The organism is Mesorhizobium sp. NFR06 (genome assembly GCF_900115245.1).
In the GTDB taxonomy this organism is placed as follows: Bacteria; Pseudomonadota; Alphaproteobacteria; order Rhizobiales; family Rhizobiaceae; genus Mesorhizobium.
This window is the reverse complement of the sequence record NZ_FOVT01000010.1, coordinates 188,598-202,247: the sequence shown is the minus strand read 5'-3', so window position 1 is coordinate 202,247 and position 13,650 is coordinate 188,598. Positions and strand designations below refer to the sequence as shown.

General features: G+C 63.1%; 14 protein-coding genes. 9 read left to right on the top strand and 5 right to left on the bottom strand.

Going from position 1 to position 13,650, the window contains the following annotated elements:
- The first annotated feature begins 13 nt into the window (after nt 1-13).
- A complete protein-coding gene (locus F3H96_RS19095) occupies nt 14-775 on the top strand; it encodes an ABC transporter permease (RefSeq protein ID WP_149803300.1) in 762 nt (253 codons plus the stop codon).
- Nucleotides 776-1,108: 333 nt separating this feature from the next.
- Here F3H96_RS19095 and F3H96_RS19090 read toward each other — a convergent pair whose 3' ends face one another.
- The gene (locus F3H96_RS19090) at nt 1,109-2,146 is read right to left on the bottom strand and encodes a phosphatidylglycerol lysyltransferase domain-containing protein (RefSeq protein WP_149803271.1); all 1,038 of its coding nucleotides are present in this window, start codon (nt 2,144-2,146) and stop codon (nt 1,109-1,111) included.
- A gap of 239 nt (nt 2,147-2,385) precedes the next feature.
- Between F3H96_RS19090 and F3H96_RS19085 the strand changes: the two genes are divergently transcribed.
- Nucleotides 2,386-2,877, top strand: coding sequence for a MarR family transcriptional regulator (locus F3H96_RS19085; protein WP_149803270.1), 492 nt, complete (start codon nt 2,386-2,388; stop codon nt 2,875-2,877).
- On the top strand, nt 2,874-3,554 hold the full coding sequence (locus F3H96_RS19080) for a GNAT family N-acetyltransferase (RefSeq protein ID WP_149803269.1): 681 nt from the start codon (nt 2,874-2,876) through the stop codon (nt 3,552-3,554). The genes F3H96_RS19085 and F3H96_RS19080 overlap by 4 nt, the downstream gene beginning before the upstream one ends.
- A gap of 109 nt (nt 3,555-3,663) precedes the next feature.
- On the opposite strand, the gene F3H96_RS19075 is transcribed toward F3H96_RS19080, so the two are convergent.
- Nucleotides 3,664-4,125 carry an Lrp/AsnC family transcriptional regulator gene (locus tag F3H96_RS19075; protein WP_149803268.1) on the bottom strand — a complete coding sequence of 154 codons (462 nt, stop codon included), beginning with the start codon at nt 4,123-4,125 and terminating at the stop codon, nt 3,664-3,666.
- A gap of 131 nt (nt 4,126-4,256) precedes the next feature.
- On the opposite strand from F3H96_RS19075, the gene F3H96_RS19070 reads away from it, so the two are divergent.
- A complete protein-coding gene (locus tag F3H96_RS19070; protein ID WP_149803267.1) occupies nt 4,257-5,249 on the top strand; it encodes an ornithine cyclodeaminase family protein in 993 nt (330 codons plus the stop codon).
- 176 nt (nt 5,250-5,425) lie between these two features.
- On the opposite strand, the gene F3H96_RS19065 is transcribed toward F3H96_RS19070, so the two are convergent.
- Nucleotides 5,426-7,423 carry a PhoX family phosphatase gene (locus F3H96_RS19065; RefSeq protein WP_149803266.1) on the bottom strand — a complete coding sequence of 666 codons (1,998 nt, stop codon included), beginning with the start codon at nt 7,421-7,423 and terminating at the stop codon, nt 5,426-5,428.
- Nucleotides 7,424-7,693: 270 nt separating this feature from the next.
- On the opposite strand from F3H96_RS19065, the gene F3H96_RS19060 reads away from it, so the two are divergent.
- From F3H96_RS19060 to F3H96_RS19050, 3 genes are all read left to right on the top strand, one after another.
- Nucleotides 7,694-8,032 (top strand): hypothetical protein, encoded by a 339-nt coding sequence (locus tag F3H96_RS19060; protein WP_149803299.1) that lies wholly within the window; start codon nt 7,694-7,696, stop codon nt 8,030-8,032.
- 18 nt (nt 8,033-8,050) lie between these two features.
- Nucleotides 8,051-8,752 (top strand): phosphatase PAP2 family protein, encoded by a 702-nt coding sequence (locus tag F3H96_RS19055; RefSeq protein ID WP_149803265.1) that lies wholly within the window; start codon nt 8,051-8,053, stop codon nt 8,750-8,752.
- 80 nt (nt 8,753-8,832) lie between these two features.
- Nucleotides 8,833-9,102 (top strand): helix-turn-helix transcriptional regulator, encoded by a 270-nt coding sequence (locus F3H96_RS19050; protein ID WP_149803264.1) that lies wholly within the window; start codon nt 8,833-8,835, stop codon nt 9,100-9,102.
- 40 nt (nt 9,103-9,142) lie between these two features.
- On the opposite strand, the gene F3H96_RS19045 is transcribed toward F3H96_RS19050, so the two are convergent.
- Together F3H96_RS19045 and F3H96_RS19040 are read right to left on the bottom strand one after the other, a co-directional pair.
- On the bottom strand, nt 9,143-10,069 hold the full coding sequence (locus F3H96_RS19045; RefSeq protein ID WP_149803263.1) for a DMT family transporter: 927 nt from the start codon (nt 10,067-10,069) through the stop codon (nt 9,143-9,145).
- Nucleotides 10,070-10,275: 206 nt separating this feature from the next.
- Entirely contained in the window at nt 10,276-11,133 is an 858-nt protein-coding gene (locus F3H96_RS19040) for an ATP/GTP-binding protein (protein ID WP_149803262.1), read from the bottom strand.
- A gap of 115 nt (nt 11,134-11,248) precedes the next feature.
- On the opposite strand from F3H96_RS19040, the gene F3H96_RS19035 reads away from it, so the two are divergent.
- Both F3H96_RS19035 and F3H96_RS19030 read left to right on the top strand, forming a co-directional pair.
- Nucleotides 11,249-12,049: a helix-turn-helix transcriptional regulator gene (locus F3H96_RS19035; protein WP_244620062.1), complete on the top strand. Its 801-nt coding sequence runs from the start codon at nt 11,249-11,251 to the stop codon at nt 12,047-12,049.
- A gap of 191 nt (nt 12,050-12,240) precedes the next feature.
- Nucleotides 12,241-13,617, top strand: coding sequence for an adenylate/guanylate cyclase domain-containing protein (locus F3H96_RS19030; RefSeq protein WP_149803260.1), 1,377 nt, complete (start codon nt 12,241-12,243; stop codon nt 13,615-13,617).
- The last annotated feature ends 33 nt before the right edge of the window (nt 13,618-13,650 follow it).

The window sequence follows — 13,650 nt, the reverse complement described above, 5'->3', positions numbered from 1 at the left end:
CCCGCGCGCGGCCATGAATTTTCGTGCAGTGTGGGCGATCTACCGGGTGGAGATGGCGCGCGCCTTCCGCACGGTGCTGCAGAGCATCATCTCGCCGGTCATCTCGACATCGCTCTATTTCGTCGTCTTCGGCTCGGCGATCGGCTCGCGCATCACCGAGATCGACGGCATCAGCTACGGCGCCTTCATCGTGCCCGGACTGATGATGCTGTCGCTTCTGACGCAATCGATCTCGAACGCCTCCTTCGCCATCTATTTCCCGAAATTCGTCGGCTCGATCTACGAGCTTCTGTCGGCGCCGGTGTCCTACCTGGAGATCATCATCGCCTATGTCGGGGGTGCGGCGACGAAATCGATCATGCTCGGCCTGATCATCCTGGCCACCGCGGCGCTGTTCGTGCCGCTCAGGATCGAGCATCCTTTCTGGATGATCGCCTTCCTGGTGCTGACGGCGGTGACGTTCAGCCTGTTCGGCTTCATCATCGGCATCTGGGCGAAAACCTTCGAGCAGCTGCAATTGGTGCCGCTCTTGATCGTCACGCCGCTCACCTTCCTCGGCGGCAGCTTCTATTCCATCCACATGCTGCCCGGCATCTGGAAGACGGTCACGCTGTTCAACCCGGTCGTCTACCTGATCAGCGGGTTCCGCTGGAGCTTCTACGGCAAGGCGGACGTCTCGGTCGGCGTCAGCCTCGGCATGACGCTGGTGTTTTTGGCCGTGTGCATCGCGATCGTGGCGTGGATCTTCAGGACCGGGTATCGGTTGAGGAATTGACCGAGTTCCTCGCCCCACGAAGTGGGCTACGGCAGCACACATTTCCAAGCGGCTGGCCTTTGGCGATAGCGTGCATGGCAGCTTGGCGCATGCATTGTCTATGTAGCGCTGGTCGACCCCCACTCCGTCTTGGCTTCGCCGAGCCACCTCTCCCCGATCGACGGGGTAGAGGAAAGGCGCCCTTCCTTTCCCTCCGGAGGGGGGAAAGGTGGCGCTGCGAAGCAGCGCGGATTGGGGGAACCACGTGGCAATCAAGCCTCGGCCTGATCAGTCACGCCAGCCACAGAAGATGTGTGCGTGGCGTAGACGAAGTGGGAGAGCAAAAAGCACCCGCTAAATCGCCTTGATCAGCCGCAGCAGCCCCAGCATCTCCACGAAGGTCCCCTTGCGGAACGCGACATAGGTCGGCTCCTCGACACCGTGGAAGCGGCGCTTGAAGGCGGCCTGGCCCTGCAGGTTGAAGCGCGAGCGGTTGACCCAGGGCGAGTTGTAGGCGCGCTGGAAGGCGCCGCGCCAGAAGCTCGATTCGGCAAAGCCGCTCGGCTCGATGTCGAGCAGCGGCGAGAGCCCGAGCGTCACCACGGAGACGCCTTCCTCGCGAAACCGGTCGACGGCGAATTTGGTCAGCCCGACCTCGGCATGCGGCGTGGCGTCGACCTGCTTGCGCTTGAAGGCGGTGGTGTAGCCGACGACCTTGCCGTCGCGGAACAGCGGATCGAAGTCGAGGATGGCGAGAAGCCGGCCTTCGGGGCTGTGCAGGAGGAATCGGCGCATGTCTGGGCCGATCTCTTCGGAAAAGCGACGGTTGAGGAAGCCCATCTCCCAGCGCTTGATGATGCGCTCTTTGCGCCAGTCGGCGGAAAGCTGGCTGATCTCGTCGAGCAGCCCGTCGCCCCTGTCCTCGGCGAGGACAAAACCCTTCTTCGCCAGCCAGCGTTCGGAATAGCGCACGGTCTCGTTGCGCTTGCCGGAAAAATCATGCGCCGGCAACACCAGCCTTGTGTCGATGCCGAGGCGATTGACCTGGTAGCCGAGGCCGGCCAGCACCTTGGCCGAATCGGCGCCGATCTGGACGAACCAGGGACTGCCCGCGGCCTCGACGAAGCGCTTGATATAGGCCGGGCGGCCCGCCGCATCGACCACCGGATCGCCGAGCGCGAAATGGCGGCTCATCTTGGTGCCGAAGGCGATGTAGCCATCGCCGTCGCTGAAATAGGACAGCTTCTGCTGCACGGCGGTGGAATAGGCGAGCGAGAAATCGCCGTGACGGCGCACCAGAGCCAGGCGTTCGGCATCCGTCAGCTCGCGCCGCGGAACCTTGGGCGCCGCGGCATCGAGAAGCCTGTCGAAGTAGATGCGCAGGGGCGCCATGAGCTCCGCGTGCCGGTGAATGGGGGACCCGCAACCCAAGCGCGACCGCCGTGGAGATCCCGAATCGCCGACGCGACCGATCGGTCACGCCGCCCGCGCGATATAGGACGCAATTGGCCGCGAATGAAGGGCAAATGTGGTAAAGCGCCCTCTCGTCAGCCAGGATGGATTCGTGGATATAGCTTGATTTTTCCATGCAATGTTATATATCAAGTTATGGTTATTTGACGGAGGAGCCCATGGAAGATGTTCTTCGATCCCTCGGCTTTCTCTGCCTCGGCAGCCGGATGAAGCGAATAGGCGAGCTGCTGCAGGGCGACACGCAGCGTGTGCTCGACCGCCTGGACGTATGCATCCAGTCGAGCCAATACCCACTGCTCGCCGCGCTCGACAGGCTTGGTCCGCTGCCGGTCGGCGAGCTGGCGCAATCGCTCGGCGTCGCGCAACCGGGCGTGACGCGCAGCGTGGCGCTGCTCGCCGAACTGGGGTTGGTCGAGGTCAACCCGCCGAACGACGACCAGCGGCGCCGCATCGTCTCCCTCTCGCGTGACGGCCGGCGGCTGGTCGACGAGGCGAAGCGGGACGTCTGGCCCAGCATCGAGGCCGCAGTGGCGGAACTGTGCGCGGATCTCTCCGGGCCGCTGCTTGGTCAGCTCGCCGCCATCGAGGACCGGTTGGCCGCGACCTCGCTCGATCGCCGCGCGGAAAAAGCCAAGGCCGGCGCGCCATGAAACACGTTCTCGACCGTCCCATCTGGAGCGCGCTTGCGACACGCCATCAGGCCTTCGCGGAAGGCGGTACCCTCGCCCGGCGGTACCGGCCGTCGATCGTTCCTTTCGCCGCCACCGCGGCGGACGACGCAGAAAGCCTGCGCGCGCTCGGCAAGCTTATCCCGCCGCTTGAGAGCTCGATCCTGGTTCAGGCGGATACGATCGTCCTGCCTGCGGAGCTTTCCGCGGTTTCGACCGCGTCGCTGGTGCAGATGGTCGCCGAGCAGCCGGTTCAAGCCGTGTCCGACGAGCGTGTGCAGCGACTGACGCCTGACGATGCAGCCGAGATGCTCGCCCTGGCGTCGCTCACCAAGCCCGGCCCGTTCACGCTGGAGGCCTTGAGCCTCGGCGAATTCTGGGGCGTGAAGATCGACGGCCGGCTGGCCGCCATGGCCGGCGAGCGCATGAAGCAGCCCGGCTACTCAGAACTCAGCGGCGTCTGCTCGCATCCAGACTTCCGCGGCGCCGGCCTTGCCCGGCTGCTGTCGCTCTTCGTGGCAGACCGGATCATGGCGCGCGGCGAGATCCCTTACCTTCACGCCTACGACAGTAACGCCGCGGCCATCAGGCTCTACGAGTCGATTGGCTTCCGGTTGAGAACCAAGCTGAACATGGCGGTTGTTCGACGCGCCGGGTGATTGCCCCTTGGATTGGCCCAACCGACCGTCGCTTCGTCATCCTCGCCTTTATCGAGATTAGCCTGCACCGTCGGCGCGGCGTAATCGAAGGCAGTAGGTGCAAGCCCGCTCATATGGGCAAAAGCGCATCGGGCTTCACGTCGGCGATGGAGGTATATGTGTGCGTCTCTCGAACGCCGGGAAGGGATAAGATGACGCGCTGTAAAAACTCTTGGAAGACCGCCATGTCAGAGATGCGGGCTTTTATCAGATAGTCGAAGCCCCCGACCACCATGTGGCACTCGAGAATTTCTGGTGCTTTCGAAACTGCTTCAGCGAACCGGTCGAACACATGAGGTGCTGTGTGATCCAGCCGCACCTCGACAAAAACCAGCGTTCCCCTACCGATCTTTGAGGGGTCCAATACCGCCCTGACTGCCCTGATCACACCTTCCTCAAACAGCCGCTTTATCCGCAGAGAAGCGCCCGTGGGCGACAAGCCTACACGTTGCGCCAAATCCAGCACGGTTCGACGGCCATCATTTTGCAGAAGGCGGAGCAGCTGGCGATCTACATTGTCCAAGTTGCTCATGCGCTATTCACACTTTTAATCGGTTTGAACCGTGGATTCCAAAGATAATTGCGGAAATTAACATATTTCAACGAACCATCCTATCGAAATAACGTGAAAGTCGCACCAAGGCAATTAAGGGTATTCGATCCATGCATGCAAAAGCAAATATCAGGAACACCCTGGTAAAGGGTGATGTTCCGGTCCTCATATTGAGCGAAGAAGAAGTCGTAAGCTGCATCGATCTTCGCGAGCTGCTCGATGCGCTTGCCGGTGGCTTCAAGGCGCTGTCCGGCGGCAAGGTCGTGAACCCGGCGCGCCCGGAGCTCGACATTCCGAACAAGGGCTATTCGCTGGCAATGCCCGCCTGGATGGAAGGCATGCATTTGACGGTAAAGCTCGTCAATGTTTTCGAGGGGAACATAGGGCAAGGCATCCCCAGCCACCTGGCGACGATACATCTGTTCGATCCTGAAACCGGAATGCCGGTCTGTATCATGGATGGCACATATATCACGGCGGTGAGGACATCGGGTTCAGCCGTTCTGTCGGTGAGGGAACTCGCAAGGCGCGATGCGAAGATCGCCACTGTTGTCGGCGCCGGTGTGCAGGCAAACCAGCATCTTCACCTGCTTCCGCTGGTCCGCGACTTCTCCGAAATCCGCGTCGTTTCCAAGAACTTCTCCGACGCGCAGGCGCTTGCGAGTCAACATCACGGCGTCGTGGCTATTGAGAGCGTGGAGGAGGCCGTCCGCTCATCGGATGTCGTATGTTTGGCAACCCACTCCTACACAGAAGCCATTTCCGCCAATTGGGTGCGCCCGGGCACGCATGTCTCATCGGTCGGAGTGGCGCCTCCCAAAGGAGAGTTCCCGATTGATCTCTTTGGCAGAGGGAACCTCTTCGTGGAGACGCTGGAAGCGTTCGAGCTCGCGCCTGTGGGCTCATGTGAACTTGCGGGCCGTGACCCCAAAACTGGCACTGAGCTCGGTCAGATGTTGCTGGGGATGCGGCCGGGGCGCATCTCGGACCAGCAAATCACGATGTACAAAGCGATGGGTATCGCAATGGAGGACATGGTCACGGCTGACCTCGCCTATCGCCGAGCCGTCAGGAATGGCAAGGGCCGACAGGTTTCGCTCTGACTCCCTCGATACGGTACGTCGAACGAGCGACGGCTTCCGGCGTTGCCGTTCGTTCTGACACAAGAAGGTCCAGGAGTGACGCCCAGGGTGTTTCCGAGGCTTGAACGGTTCCACGCAAGAAGAAGGGACCTCATCGGTCCGAGGTCCCCTTCCTGCGGGTGCAAACGGCGATTCCGTCAGACCGCGATCTTGCCGCCGCCCTGCCTGGTGATGGCGACGACCGAAGGCCGCACCGGCATGTCCGGCTTGAAGTCCGGCCAGCGGGTCGACGGATCCTCATAGTAAGAGGGGCGGCCAAAGCCTTCCCAATCCTCGCCGCCGTCGCCCGGATGCTGCACGGCGACGAAAGCGGTCTGGTCGTCCGGCAGAAACAGCGGCCCGCACATTTCGGCGCCGATCGGCACGCGGAAGAACAGTTTCGACGTCGCCCGCGCGGCGCCTTCGGTGTCGACTGCCCACAGGCCGTCGGTGCGGCCGGTGGCCTTCGGGCCCTGGCCGTCGGTGGCGACCCACAAGCGGCCGGCGGAATCGACCGCGCAATTATCCGGCATGCCGAACCAGCCATGGGCGGTGGTGGCGGTCGAGAAGGTGGCGCCGACAGCGGCGATCGACGGATCGCCGCATTTCAACAGCACTTCCCACTTGCCCCTGGTGGCGGCGAAGTCGCCGCCGTCCTCGACGATCTCGATGATGTGGCCGAAGGCGTTGTCGGCGCGTGGATTGGCGGCGTCGACCTGCTCCGCCTTACGCTTGGTGTTGTTGGTCAGCATGACATAGACCTTGCCGTTGCCGGCATTGGGCTGGATGTCCTCTGGCCGATCCATCTTGGTGGCGCCGAGCAGGTCGGCGGCGCGCCGCGTCTCGATCAGCACGTCGGCCTGGGAGGCAAAGCCGTTGTCGGCCGTCAGCGGGCCCTGGCCGAAGACGATCGGCATCCATTCGACCGAGCCGTCCTCGGCGAATTTGGCGACCGAGAGCGTGCCGTCGTCGAGCAGGTTCATGTTGGCGGCGCGATCGTTGGGATCAAACTTCCCCTTGGTGACGAACTTGTAGACATAGTCGAAGCGCTCGTCGTCGCCGAGATAGAAGACGACGCGGCCGTCCTTGGCGACGATCGATTCGGCGCCCTCATGCTTGAAGCGGCCCATGGCGGTGCGCTTCCTCGGCACCGAGTTCGGATCGCTGACGTCGACCTCGACGATCCAGCCAAAACGATTGGACTCGTTCGGCTCCTTGGCGAGGTTGAAGCGGTCGTAATGCGCGCCCCACTCATAGGCGCCTTCGGGAATGCCGAGACGCTTGTAGTTGGCGGCTTCCCTGTGGCCTTCCGGCAGCTCGCCCGAGAAATAGCCGTGGATGTTCTCCTCGGCCATCACATAGGTACCCCAGGGGGTCACGCCGCCGGCGCAGTTGTTGAGCGTGCCGATGACCTTGGTGCCGGACGGATCGGCATTGGTCTTGACGCGATCATGGCCGGCGACGGGACCGGAGAGCGTCATCTCGGTGGTCGACATGATGCGGCGGTTGAGCTTGCCATCGCGCACGACCTGCCACTTGCCGCCGTCTTTGCGGATCTCGACGATGGTGCCGCCATGCGCGGCCATCTCGATATCGACCTGCTCCTTGCTCAGCGGCGCGACCTCGGCCTTCTTCTTTCCGTCCTTCTCGACGATCGAAACGATGCCGGGGAACATCAGATGCGGGTTGGTGTATTCGTGGTTGACCACCAGCAGGCCGTGCTCGGCCGAGCCGTCGATCGGGATATAGCCGACATAGTCGTTGTTGTGGCCGAACTGCCTGGCCTGAGCCTCGGCCGATTGCTTGAGCGGATCGAAGTCCGGCGAATCGGCGAACAGCGGATCGCCCCAGCGCAACAGCACGTCGGCGTCGTAACCCGGTGCGACATGGTGCTTGTCGTCGATGCCTGCCTCGAGCTCGTCGAATTTGAAGGCCGAACCTTCGGCGGCGCGCGCCTCGTCGGCGGCGATCAGAGCCAGCGGGCTGACGGTGGCGGCAATGGCCGAGACGGCCAGCGAACCCATCAGAAAACCACGGCGCGAGAAGCGCGCGGCGATGATCTCGCCCATCGTGCGGTTGTCGGTCGGGTTGACGGGCGGGCCGTCATTTTCCTCGAGCTGGCTGGTGCGGAAGCGGGTCTCGGGGGAGTGGGTCATAGGCTGTTCCTCTGGCTTCTTGGGGTGGCTGGATTTTTGACCTTTCGACCCCTAAAGCGCGTCGATCACATTTTCGTGACATCGGCTTCGACGTCCTCTTGGTGATTGGCGGAGCCATCGATGTCGGCCCCTCTCTCGCGTCACTATACGATGAGAAGGAGCTTGCGGCCTTCGCCGTATCCTCCACCGCCAGCTTGACGGCTTCGCCCGCTTCGGAAACAAGGGCTGCGGCCGGCATTGGCGCGGCCCGTTGGCGACGGGGTGAAAAAGGTGAGCTTCTCGGGACTGGCGCAGCTCGGCGTCTCAACGGCGATCTTCCTGCTGGCGGCAGCGGCGGCCAAGCAATGGGGGCTGGCGCCGAGCCTCGGCAAGATCCTTTTGACGCTTGCGCTCTATTCCGCCGGCAATCTGATCATGCTGAGGCTGGTGCGCGAATTCGGCATGTCGGTATCGTTCAGCCTGTCGGCGGTGATCCAGCTGGTCTCGGTCAATGTCGTGGCGCTGGTCTTCTTCGGCGAACGGCTCAACACGTTGCAGGCGACCGGCGTGGTGCTGGCGATCGCCGCCGTCGCGCTGATCACCCTCGGACCCTATATGCAGCGGCTGTAGCCAGACCCGAGGGCCCGCATGAAATCGACCGCCAACGCGCTCCTCAACAAAATGGAATTCCCGGTGCTGCTGGCCGGGCTGGCGATCGCCGGCGGGCTATGGGGCCTGGTGGAACTCATGGAGATGGCGAGGGCGACGACGCCGCACACCTTCGACACCGAAATCCTGCTCGCCTTTCGTCATTCCGGGCAGCCGGACAGTCCGATCGGGCCGCCCTGGCTGGAAGGCACGGTTCGCGACATCACTGCGCTCGGCAGCTCAGCGGTGCTGGTGTTGATCACTTCGGCCACGATCGTCTATCTGCTGTTGATCCGCAGACCCTCGCGGGCGCTGTTCATGTTCGTGGCGGTGGCCGGCGGCCAAGTGGTGTCCAGCCTGCTCAAGCTCGAGGTCGACCGGCCGCGGCCCGATCTCGTCTCGCACCTGGTCAACGAGACGTCGCTGTCCTTTCCAAGCGGGCACGCCATGCTGTCGGCCGTCACCTATCTGACGCTCGGCTCGCTCGCCGCGCGCTTCCTTCCGGACCGGAGTACCAAGATCTTCGTGCTTGGCCTCGCCGTGCTGATTACCGTGCTGGTCGGCATCAGCCGCGTCTATCTCGGCGTCCACTGGCCGTCCGACGTGCTTGCCGGCTGGTGCGCGGGCTTCGCTTGGGCCATGCTGTGCTGGCTGGCGGCGCGGCTTTTGCAGCGCCGCAAGGTGGTGGCGGATGACGAGTGATCCGCCCTGAATGATAGTTGAGACATTGTAATAAATATATTATGCATCGATATTGCGCATAGAAACATGGATCCTGGCCGATGATGACTGCCGCACAAATGCGCGCTGCAAGGGCATTGGCCGGCATCGACCAGAGAACCCTCGCCGAGCGCGCCGGGATATCGCTCCCGACCATACAACGCATGGAAGCCAGCGACGGCGTCGTCAGGGGCGTGGTCGATTCGCTGATGAAGGTCATCCAGGCGCTCGACGAGATCGGCGTTGAGCTGATCGGCGAGAACCAGACCAGCGATCGGGGCGGCAGGGGCGTGCGCCTCAAGGCAAGCGCGGCGCACAACCCGCAAGGCTGACAGCGCGGCAAGCGGATTTTGCCGGCCAATGAGATGTTTCTCAAACGGCCGCTTCAATCGGCTCGGCAAGTTTCGGGTTTGCGCGCGCGGCGATCAGGCAGCCGGCGACGATCAGGCATGCTCCGGCCAGCGTGGTCCAGGCCATCGCCTCGCCAAAGAAGAACCAGCCCAGCGCGACCGCCCAGATGAAGGCCGAGTATTCCGTCGGGATCAGATATTGCGCTTCGGCGCGAGCGTAGGACCAACTCATCAGGAATTGCCCTGCGAGCGACAGCGCCGTCACCCCGACCAAGGAAAGCCAGAGGCCGCTTGGCAGTGCAACCGCGAGCCAGGGCGCGGCAAGACCGAGGAAGATCGCGACGAAGAGGTTCTGGAACAGCATGATCTCTGTTGGCTTGGCCAACAGCGCCTGTCGCCGGGCGAGGATCAGGTTGTAGCCGTAGAACACCGTCGATACGAGCACGGCGACGGTGCCCATCAGAACATCCTGCGAGTGGCTTGCCTGCCCGAACTGGCCGGCCAGTATGATCGCAACGCCCGCGATGCCGGCCAGCGACGCCCACACGGCCTGCCGTCTTATGCGTTCGCCCAACAGCAGCGCGGCGAGGAAGAGCGCGAACAGCGGCGCGACGAAGCTGAGCCCGATCGCCTCGGCGAGCGGCAGCCTGGCTAAGCCCCAGAAGAACGAGAGCAGGACGATGCCGACGATCGCGGCGCGCAGCGCGTGCAAGCTCAGCACCGGAAGGGTCGGTTTCGAGCGCGGCCCCGCCGACCAGGCGGCGCCGGCGACCAAGCTCGCGACCATGCTGCGCCACAGCACCGTATTGTACACACCCACCGCGATGACCAGCGACTTCATCGCCGCGTCCATCCCGGACAGCAGGAGGATCGCCAGGACGCATACAAGCACCGGGATCATCGGGGAAACGGCGCCGGTCGGGCTGGATGTCTTCACGGCTTCGCTCATGTGACGGATTGCTGCCGGATATTCCGGGGCGCGCGGCAGGACCAGATGGCAGCTCCGTCGAATATGGCGGTCCAAGCCCGACCGGCGTCATTCTCGCCACGGCGGCTCTGAAGGCGTCGCGTGGAAACGGAACCAGGCGACGCGCTAGTCCTAGTTTCGGTGCATGTCGTTCTGCCAAAACTGCTGCGCGTTTCGGACGACACGCATCAGTCGATTTTGAGCGCGACGATCCCGCCCTCGCCCATCAGCGGCACGAAAATGCGCTTGCCGTCGGTGCCGATGTCGGCGCTGCCCGGCTTGAAGGTGGCGACCGTTTGCGGCGCCGCGCCGGGCTCGTAGCGGTAAAGCGTGCCGGTCATGTAGGCGGTGGCGTAGATGGTGTCACCGATGGCGACGACGCCGTCGAGGTCGGCGAAATTCTGCGCGCCTGGCAAAGGCGTCACTTTCCTGCTCGACAGATCGACCGACATGAGGCCGCCCGGCTCCGCGGTGCTGAAGTCAGGCTTGATGCCCTTGCCCCAGGACGCGACGATCAGCCTGCCTCCATCGGCGAACACACCATTGGGCGAGGCAAGCAGCGCATCCTTGACGAACGGCTCCGACTTGTCGCCGTCGATGCGGTAGATCGTGTCGGCCAGCATGTCGCTGACATAGACCTTGCCGGCGCTGTCCGCGGTCATGTCGTTGAGGAAGACGGCGCCGGGCACCTCGATGGTCGAAACCAGTCTGCCGCTGGCGAGATCGACGACGCGCACCTTGGTGATGTCGGCGGCGTAGAGCTTGCCGCCCGCGATCGCCATGCCCTTGGGCGCGTCCATGCCGCCCACCCAGTGGCGGGTGACGACCTTGCCGTCCATCGACAAGAGCGACAGGTAGCCGTTGCCATCCGCCTCGCCGGGATTGCCGACGATGTTGGAGACGACGATGCGGTTGTGGGCGGTATCGACAAGCGCCGATTCCGGCTGCTCGAAGCCGGCGGCGCGCCACAGTTCTTCGGCCTGCGCAACGGATATGGCGGCAGCACCGATGGCGGCGAGGACGGTAGAGGCGATGAGGCGTTGCATGGATGCTCTCCTGGTGTTGATGGCGGAAGAGCTAAGGTTTTCGATACTTTCTTGGAAGCCGGAACGAGACTAGTATCGCAGTTCGATACTAAATCGCGCGAATGAGGTGCAATCCATGAACGGTCCGATCTTCGAGGCGCTGAAACGGACGCTGAAGGCCAAGGGCCTGACCTATCGGACGCTCGCCGAACGCATGGGCGTTTCCGAGCCGACGGTGAAGCGCATCTTCCATGAGAAGAATTGCAAGCTCGACCGGCTCATGGAGATCTGCGCGGCGGCCGAAGTCGAACTGGAGAACGTGCTCGGCGCGATGAACCGGGGGCCTGGCCCGGCCAACCGCGTCGGGCCCGAAATTGAACGCAGGCTCGCGGCGCGGCCGGCGCTGCTGTTTGTCTTCATCATGCTGTCGGAGAAGTTCACGCCGCAGGGCATCATGCGCTCGCAAGGCCTGAGCGAAGCTTCGATGTTCCTTTATCTGCGCGACCTGGAGGAGCTCGGGCTGGTGGCGCTGGGACGCGGGCTGTCGGCACGATTGCTCGTCGAGACGCCGATCCAGTGGGATTTCGAGGGGCCGCTGAAGCCGCATTTCGAGACGACCAACAAGAACTTCATCGGCTGGGCGATCGCCCATATGGAACAAGACGCGACCTTCATCAGCTTCTCCAGGCGGATGCGGCCGGAAACGGCGGAGATGCTGCGGCGCGAGGCCGAGGAGCTCGCCGAACGCGCCAGGCTGCTTGCCCATCACGACCAGCACACCACGCCGGAGGACCAGCTCACCGGCTACAAATGGACCTTTGCCTTCGGGGCGACGCCGTTTCCCGCGATCATGCCGATCGGGCCGCATCCGCGCGATGCCGGCGCGCGGTCGGACCAGCCCGCCGTGGCGGCAAAGGGACGTCCCTTGCCCGCCTGACATGGCCAATCATTCCGAGCAGGATTGCATCCGGCGACTGAGCTTTGTCGCGCGACCAGCGATAACGACCGCGCAGCCGCGCTTCAAAAATGAAGCCACAACCATGATAGAGTTCGCCCACTGATTTGCCGGACTGTAGAAAGCGGGTTTGCCGAATGCGTGACACGTCCCCGCGAAATCGAAATGATCCTATGCCGACCGCGCCAACACTTGAACTCCGCCGCTATTCGCGCCTGAAAAATTTGCGGGAGCGCGCAGAACGCCAAGGGGCTGCATTGCAGTTCTGGGCGCGTACGGCGTCGCTCGCCGCGATCTCCTGCTTCTTTTCACTGATCAGCCGGTGGGATGCCGCCCTGCTCTTCGTGCTGGCGGGCCTTGTCCTGTTCCAGTTCGTCGGCCTGATCCAGTTTCTCTTTGCGCGCCGACGCACGGCGCCATGGTGGATCGGTTATCTCGCCGGTACGCTGGACATCATTCTGTTGACCGTTCTGCTGGTAACGCCCAACCCGTTTTCCGTGGAGGTCGCGCCGGCCGCGATGCAACTGCGCGAGGGCAGCTTCAAATTCCTGCTGATCTTCGTATGCCTTGGCGCGCTGACCCTTTCGACACGATTGGCGCTCTATCTCGGCGCACTGGCGGCCTTGACGTGGTCGATCGGGGTGGGATGGGTGATTTTTCATGCGGGAACCGTCATTCCGGCGACGAACCTCTATTCGCTGCCGATGACAGAGCGACTGAACCTCTATCTCAACCCCAATTTCGTCGATACATTCGCCCAGGCGACCAATGTGTTGGTCGTGCTGATTATCGGCGCGATCATGGCGCTGGTCGTCTCTCGTTCCCGGCGTCTGTCGGAAGACTATGTCAAGGCAGAGCGCGCCCGCGCCAACCTCGCCCGGCATTTTTCGCCCAATGTCGTCGACCAGCTTGCCACGGATGACGAGCCCTTCGGCCCGGTACGCCGACAGGATATCGCGGTGTTGTTCGCCGATATCGTCGGCTTCACACACTATTCCGAGGATCATCCGGCCGAAGCAGTGTTCGAACTTCTGCGTCAGTTCCACCGTCGCATGGAGCAGGTCGTTTTCGACCACAACGGCACGGTCGACAACTATATCGGCGATTGCATCATGGCGACATTCGGGGTTCCGCAAGCCAGCCATGACGACGCGACCCGGGCCATCCAGTGCGCTGAAGCGATGATCGCCGCTCTCGAAGACTGGAATATACAGCGGGTGTCCAGGGGATACCCGTCGCTGGACGTTCGGATCGGTGCTCAATATGGCGCGGTCGTCGTCGGCGCGGTCGGCAGCGAACGCAATCTGTCCTTCGCGGTGGTGGGCGACACCGTCAACGTCGCCAGCCGTTTGCAGTCGCTCTGCCGTGAGCTTCGGGCGAATATTTGCTTTGGGTCACGACTGATTGAGACCGCGAAGGCGGAATCCCCCACGATACAGTTGAAGGCGCGCGATCATGGACCGGTGAGCATCCGCGGCCGGGACGAACCGGTCCATGTCTGGGTCGAACGCAGAGCCGAAAACCAAGGCGCTACTGCGGTTTCGGCGTGATGCAGGCCGCCATTTGCCGCACCTCGGCCGATA

Excerpts from the sequence above, each read along its gene's own strand:
- F3H96_RS19085 (WP_149803270.1), top strand. The coding sequence starts at position 2,386 with ATGGAAGATGTTCTTCGATCCCTCGGCTTTCTCTGCCTCGGCAGCCGG.
- F3H96_RS19055 (WP_149803265.1), top strand. The coding sequence starts at position 8,051 with ATGAAATCGACCGCCAACGCGCTCCTCAACAAAATGGAATTCCCGGTG.
- F3H96_RS19040 (WP_149803262.1), bottom strand. The coding sequence starts at position 11,133 with ATGCAACGCCTCATCGCCTCTACCGTCCTCGCCGCCATCGGTGCTGCC.
- F3H96_RS19080 (WP_149803269.1), top strand. The coding sequence starts at position 2,874 with ATGAAACACGTTCTCGACCGTCCCATCTGGAGCGCGCTTGCGACACGC.
- F3H96_RS19035 (WP_244620062.1), top strand. The coding sequence starts at position 11,249 with ATGAACGGTCCGATCTTCGAGGCGCTGAAACGGACGCTGAAGGCCAAG.
- F3H96_RS19075 (WP_149803268.1), bottom strand. The coding sequence starts at position 4,125 with ATGAGCAACTTGGACAATGTAGATCGCCAGCTGCTCCGCCTTCTGCAA.
- F3H96_RS19045 (WP_149803263.1), bottom strand. The coding sequence starts at position 10,069 with ATGAGCGAAGCCGTGAAGACATCCAGCCCGACCGGCGCCGTTTCCCCG.
- F3H96_RS19095 (WP_149803300.1), top strand. The coding sequence starts at position 14 with ATGAATTTTCGTGCAGTGTGGGCGATCTACCGGGTGGAGATGGCGCGC.
- F3H96_RS19030 (WP_149803260.1), top strand. The coding sequence starts at position 12,241 with ATGCCGACCGCGCCAACACTTGAACTCCGCCGCTATTCGCGCCTGAAA.
- F3H96_RS19070 (WP_149803267.1), top strand. The coding sequence starts at position 4,257 with ATGCATGCAAAAGCAAATATCAGGAACACCCTGGTAAAGGGTGATGTT.
- F3H96_RS19065 (WP_149803266.1), bottom strand. The coding sequence starts at position 7,423 with ATGACCCACTCCCCCGAGACCCGCTTCCGCACCAGCCAGCTCGAGGAA.
- F3H96_RS19050 (WP_149803264.1), top strand. The coding sequence starts at position 8,833 with ATGATGACTGCCGCACAAATGCGCGCTGCAAGGGCATTGGCCGGCATC.
- F3H96_RS19090 (WP_149803271.1), bottom strand. The coding sequence starts at position 2,146 with ATGGCGCCCCTGCGCATCTACTTCGACAGGCTTCTCGATGCCGCGGCG.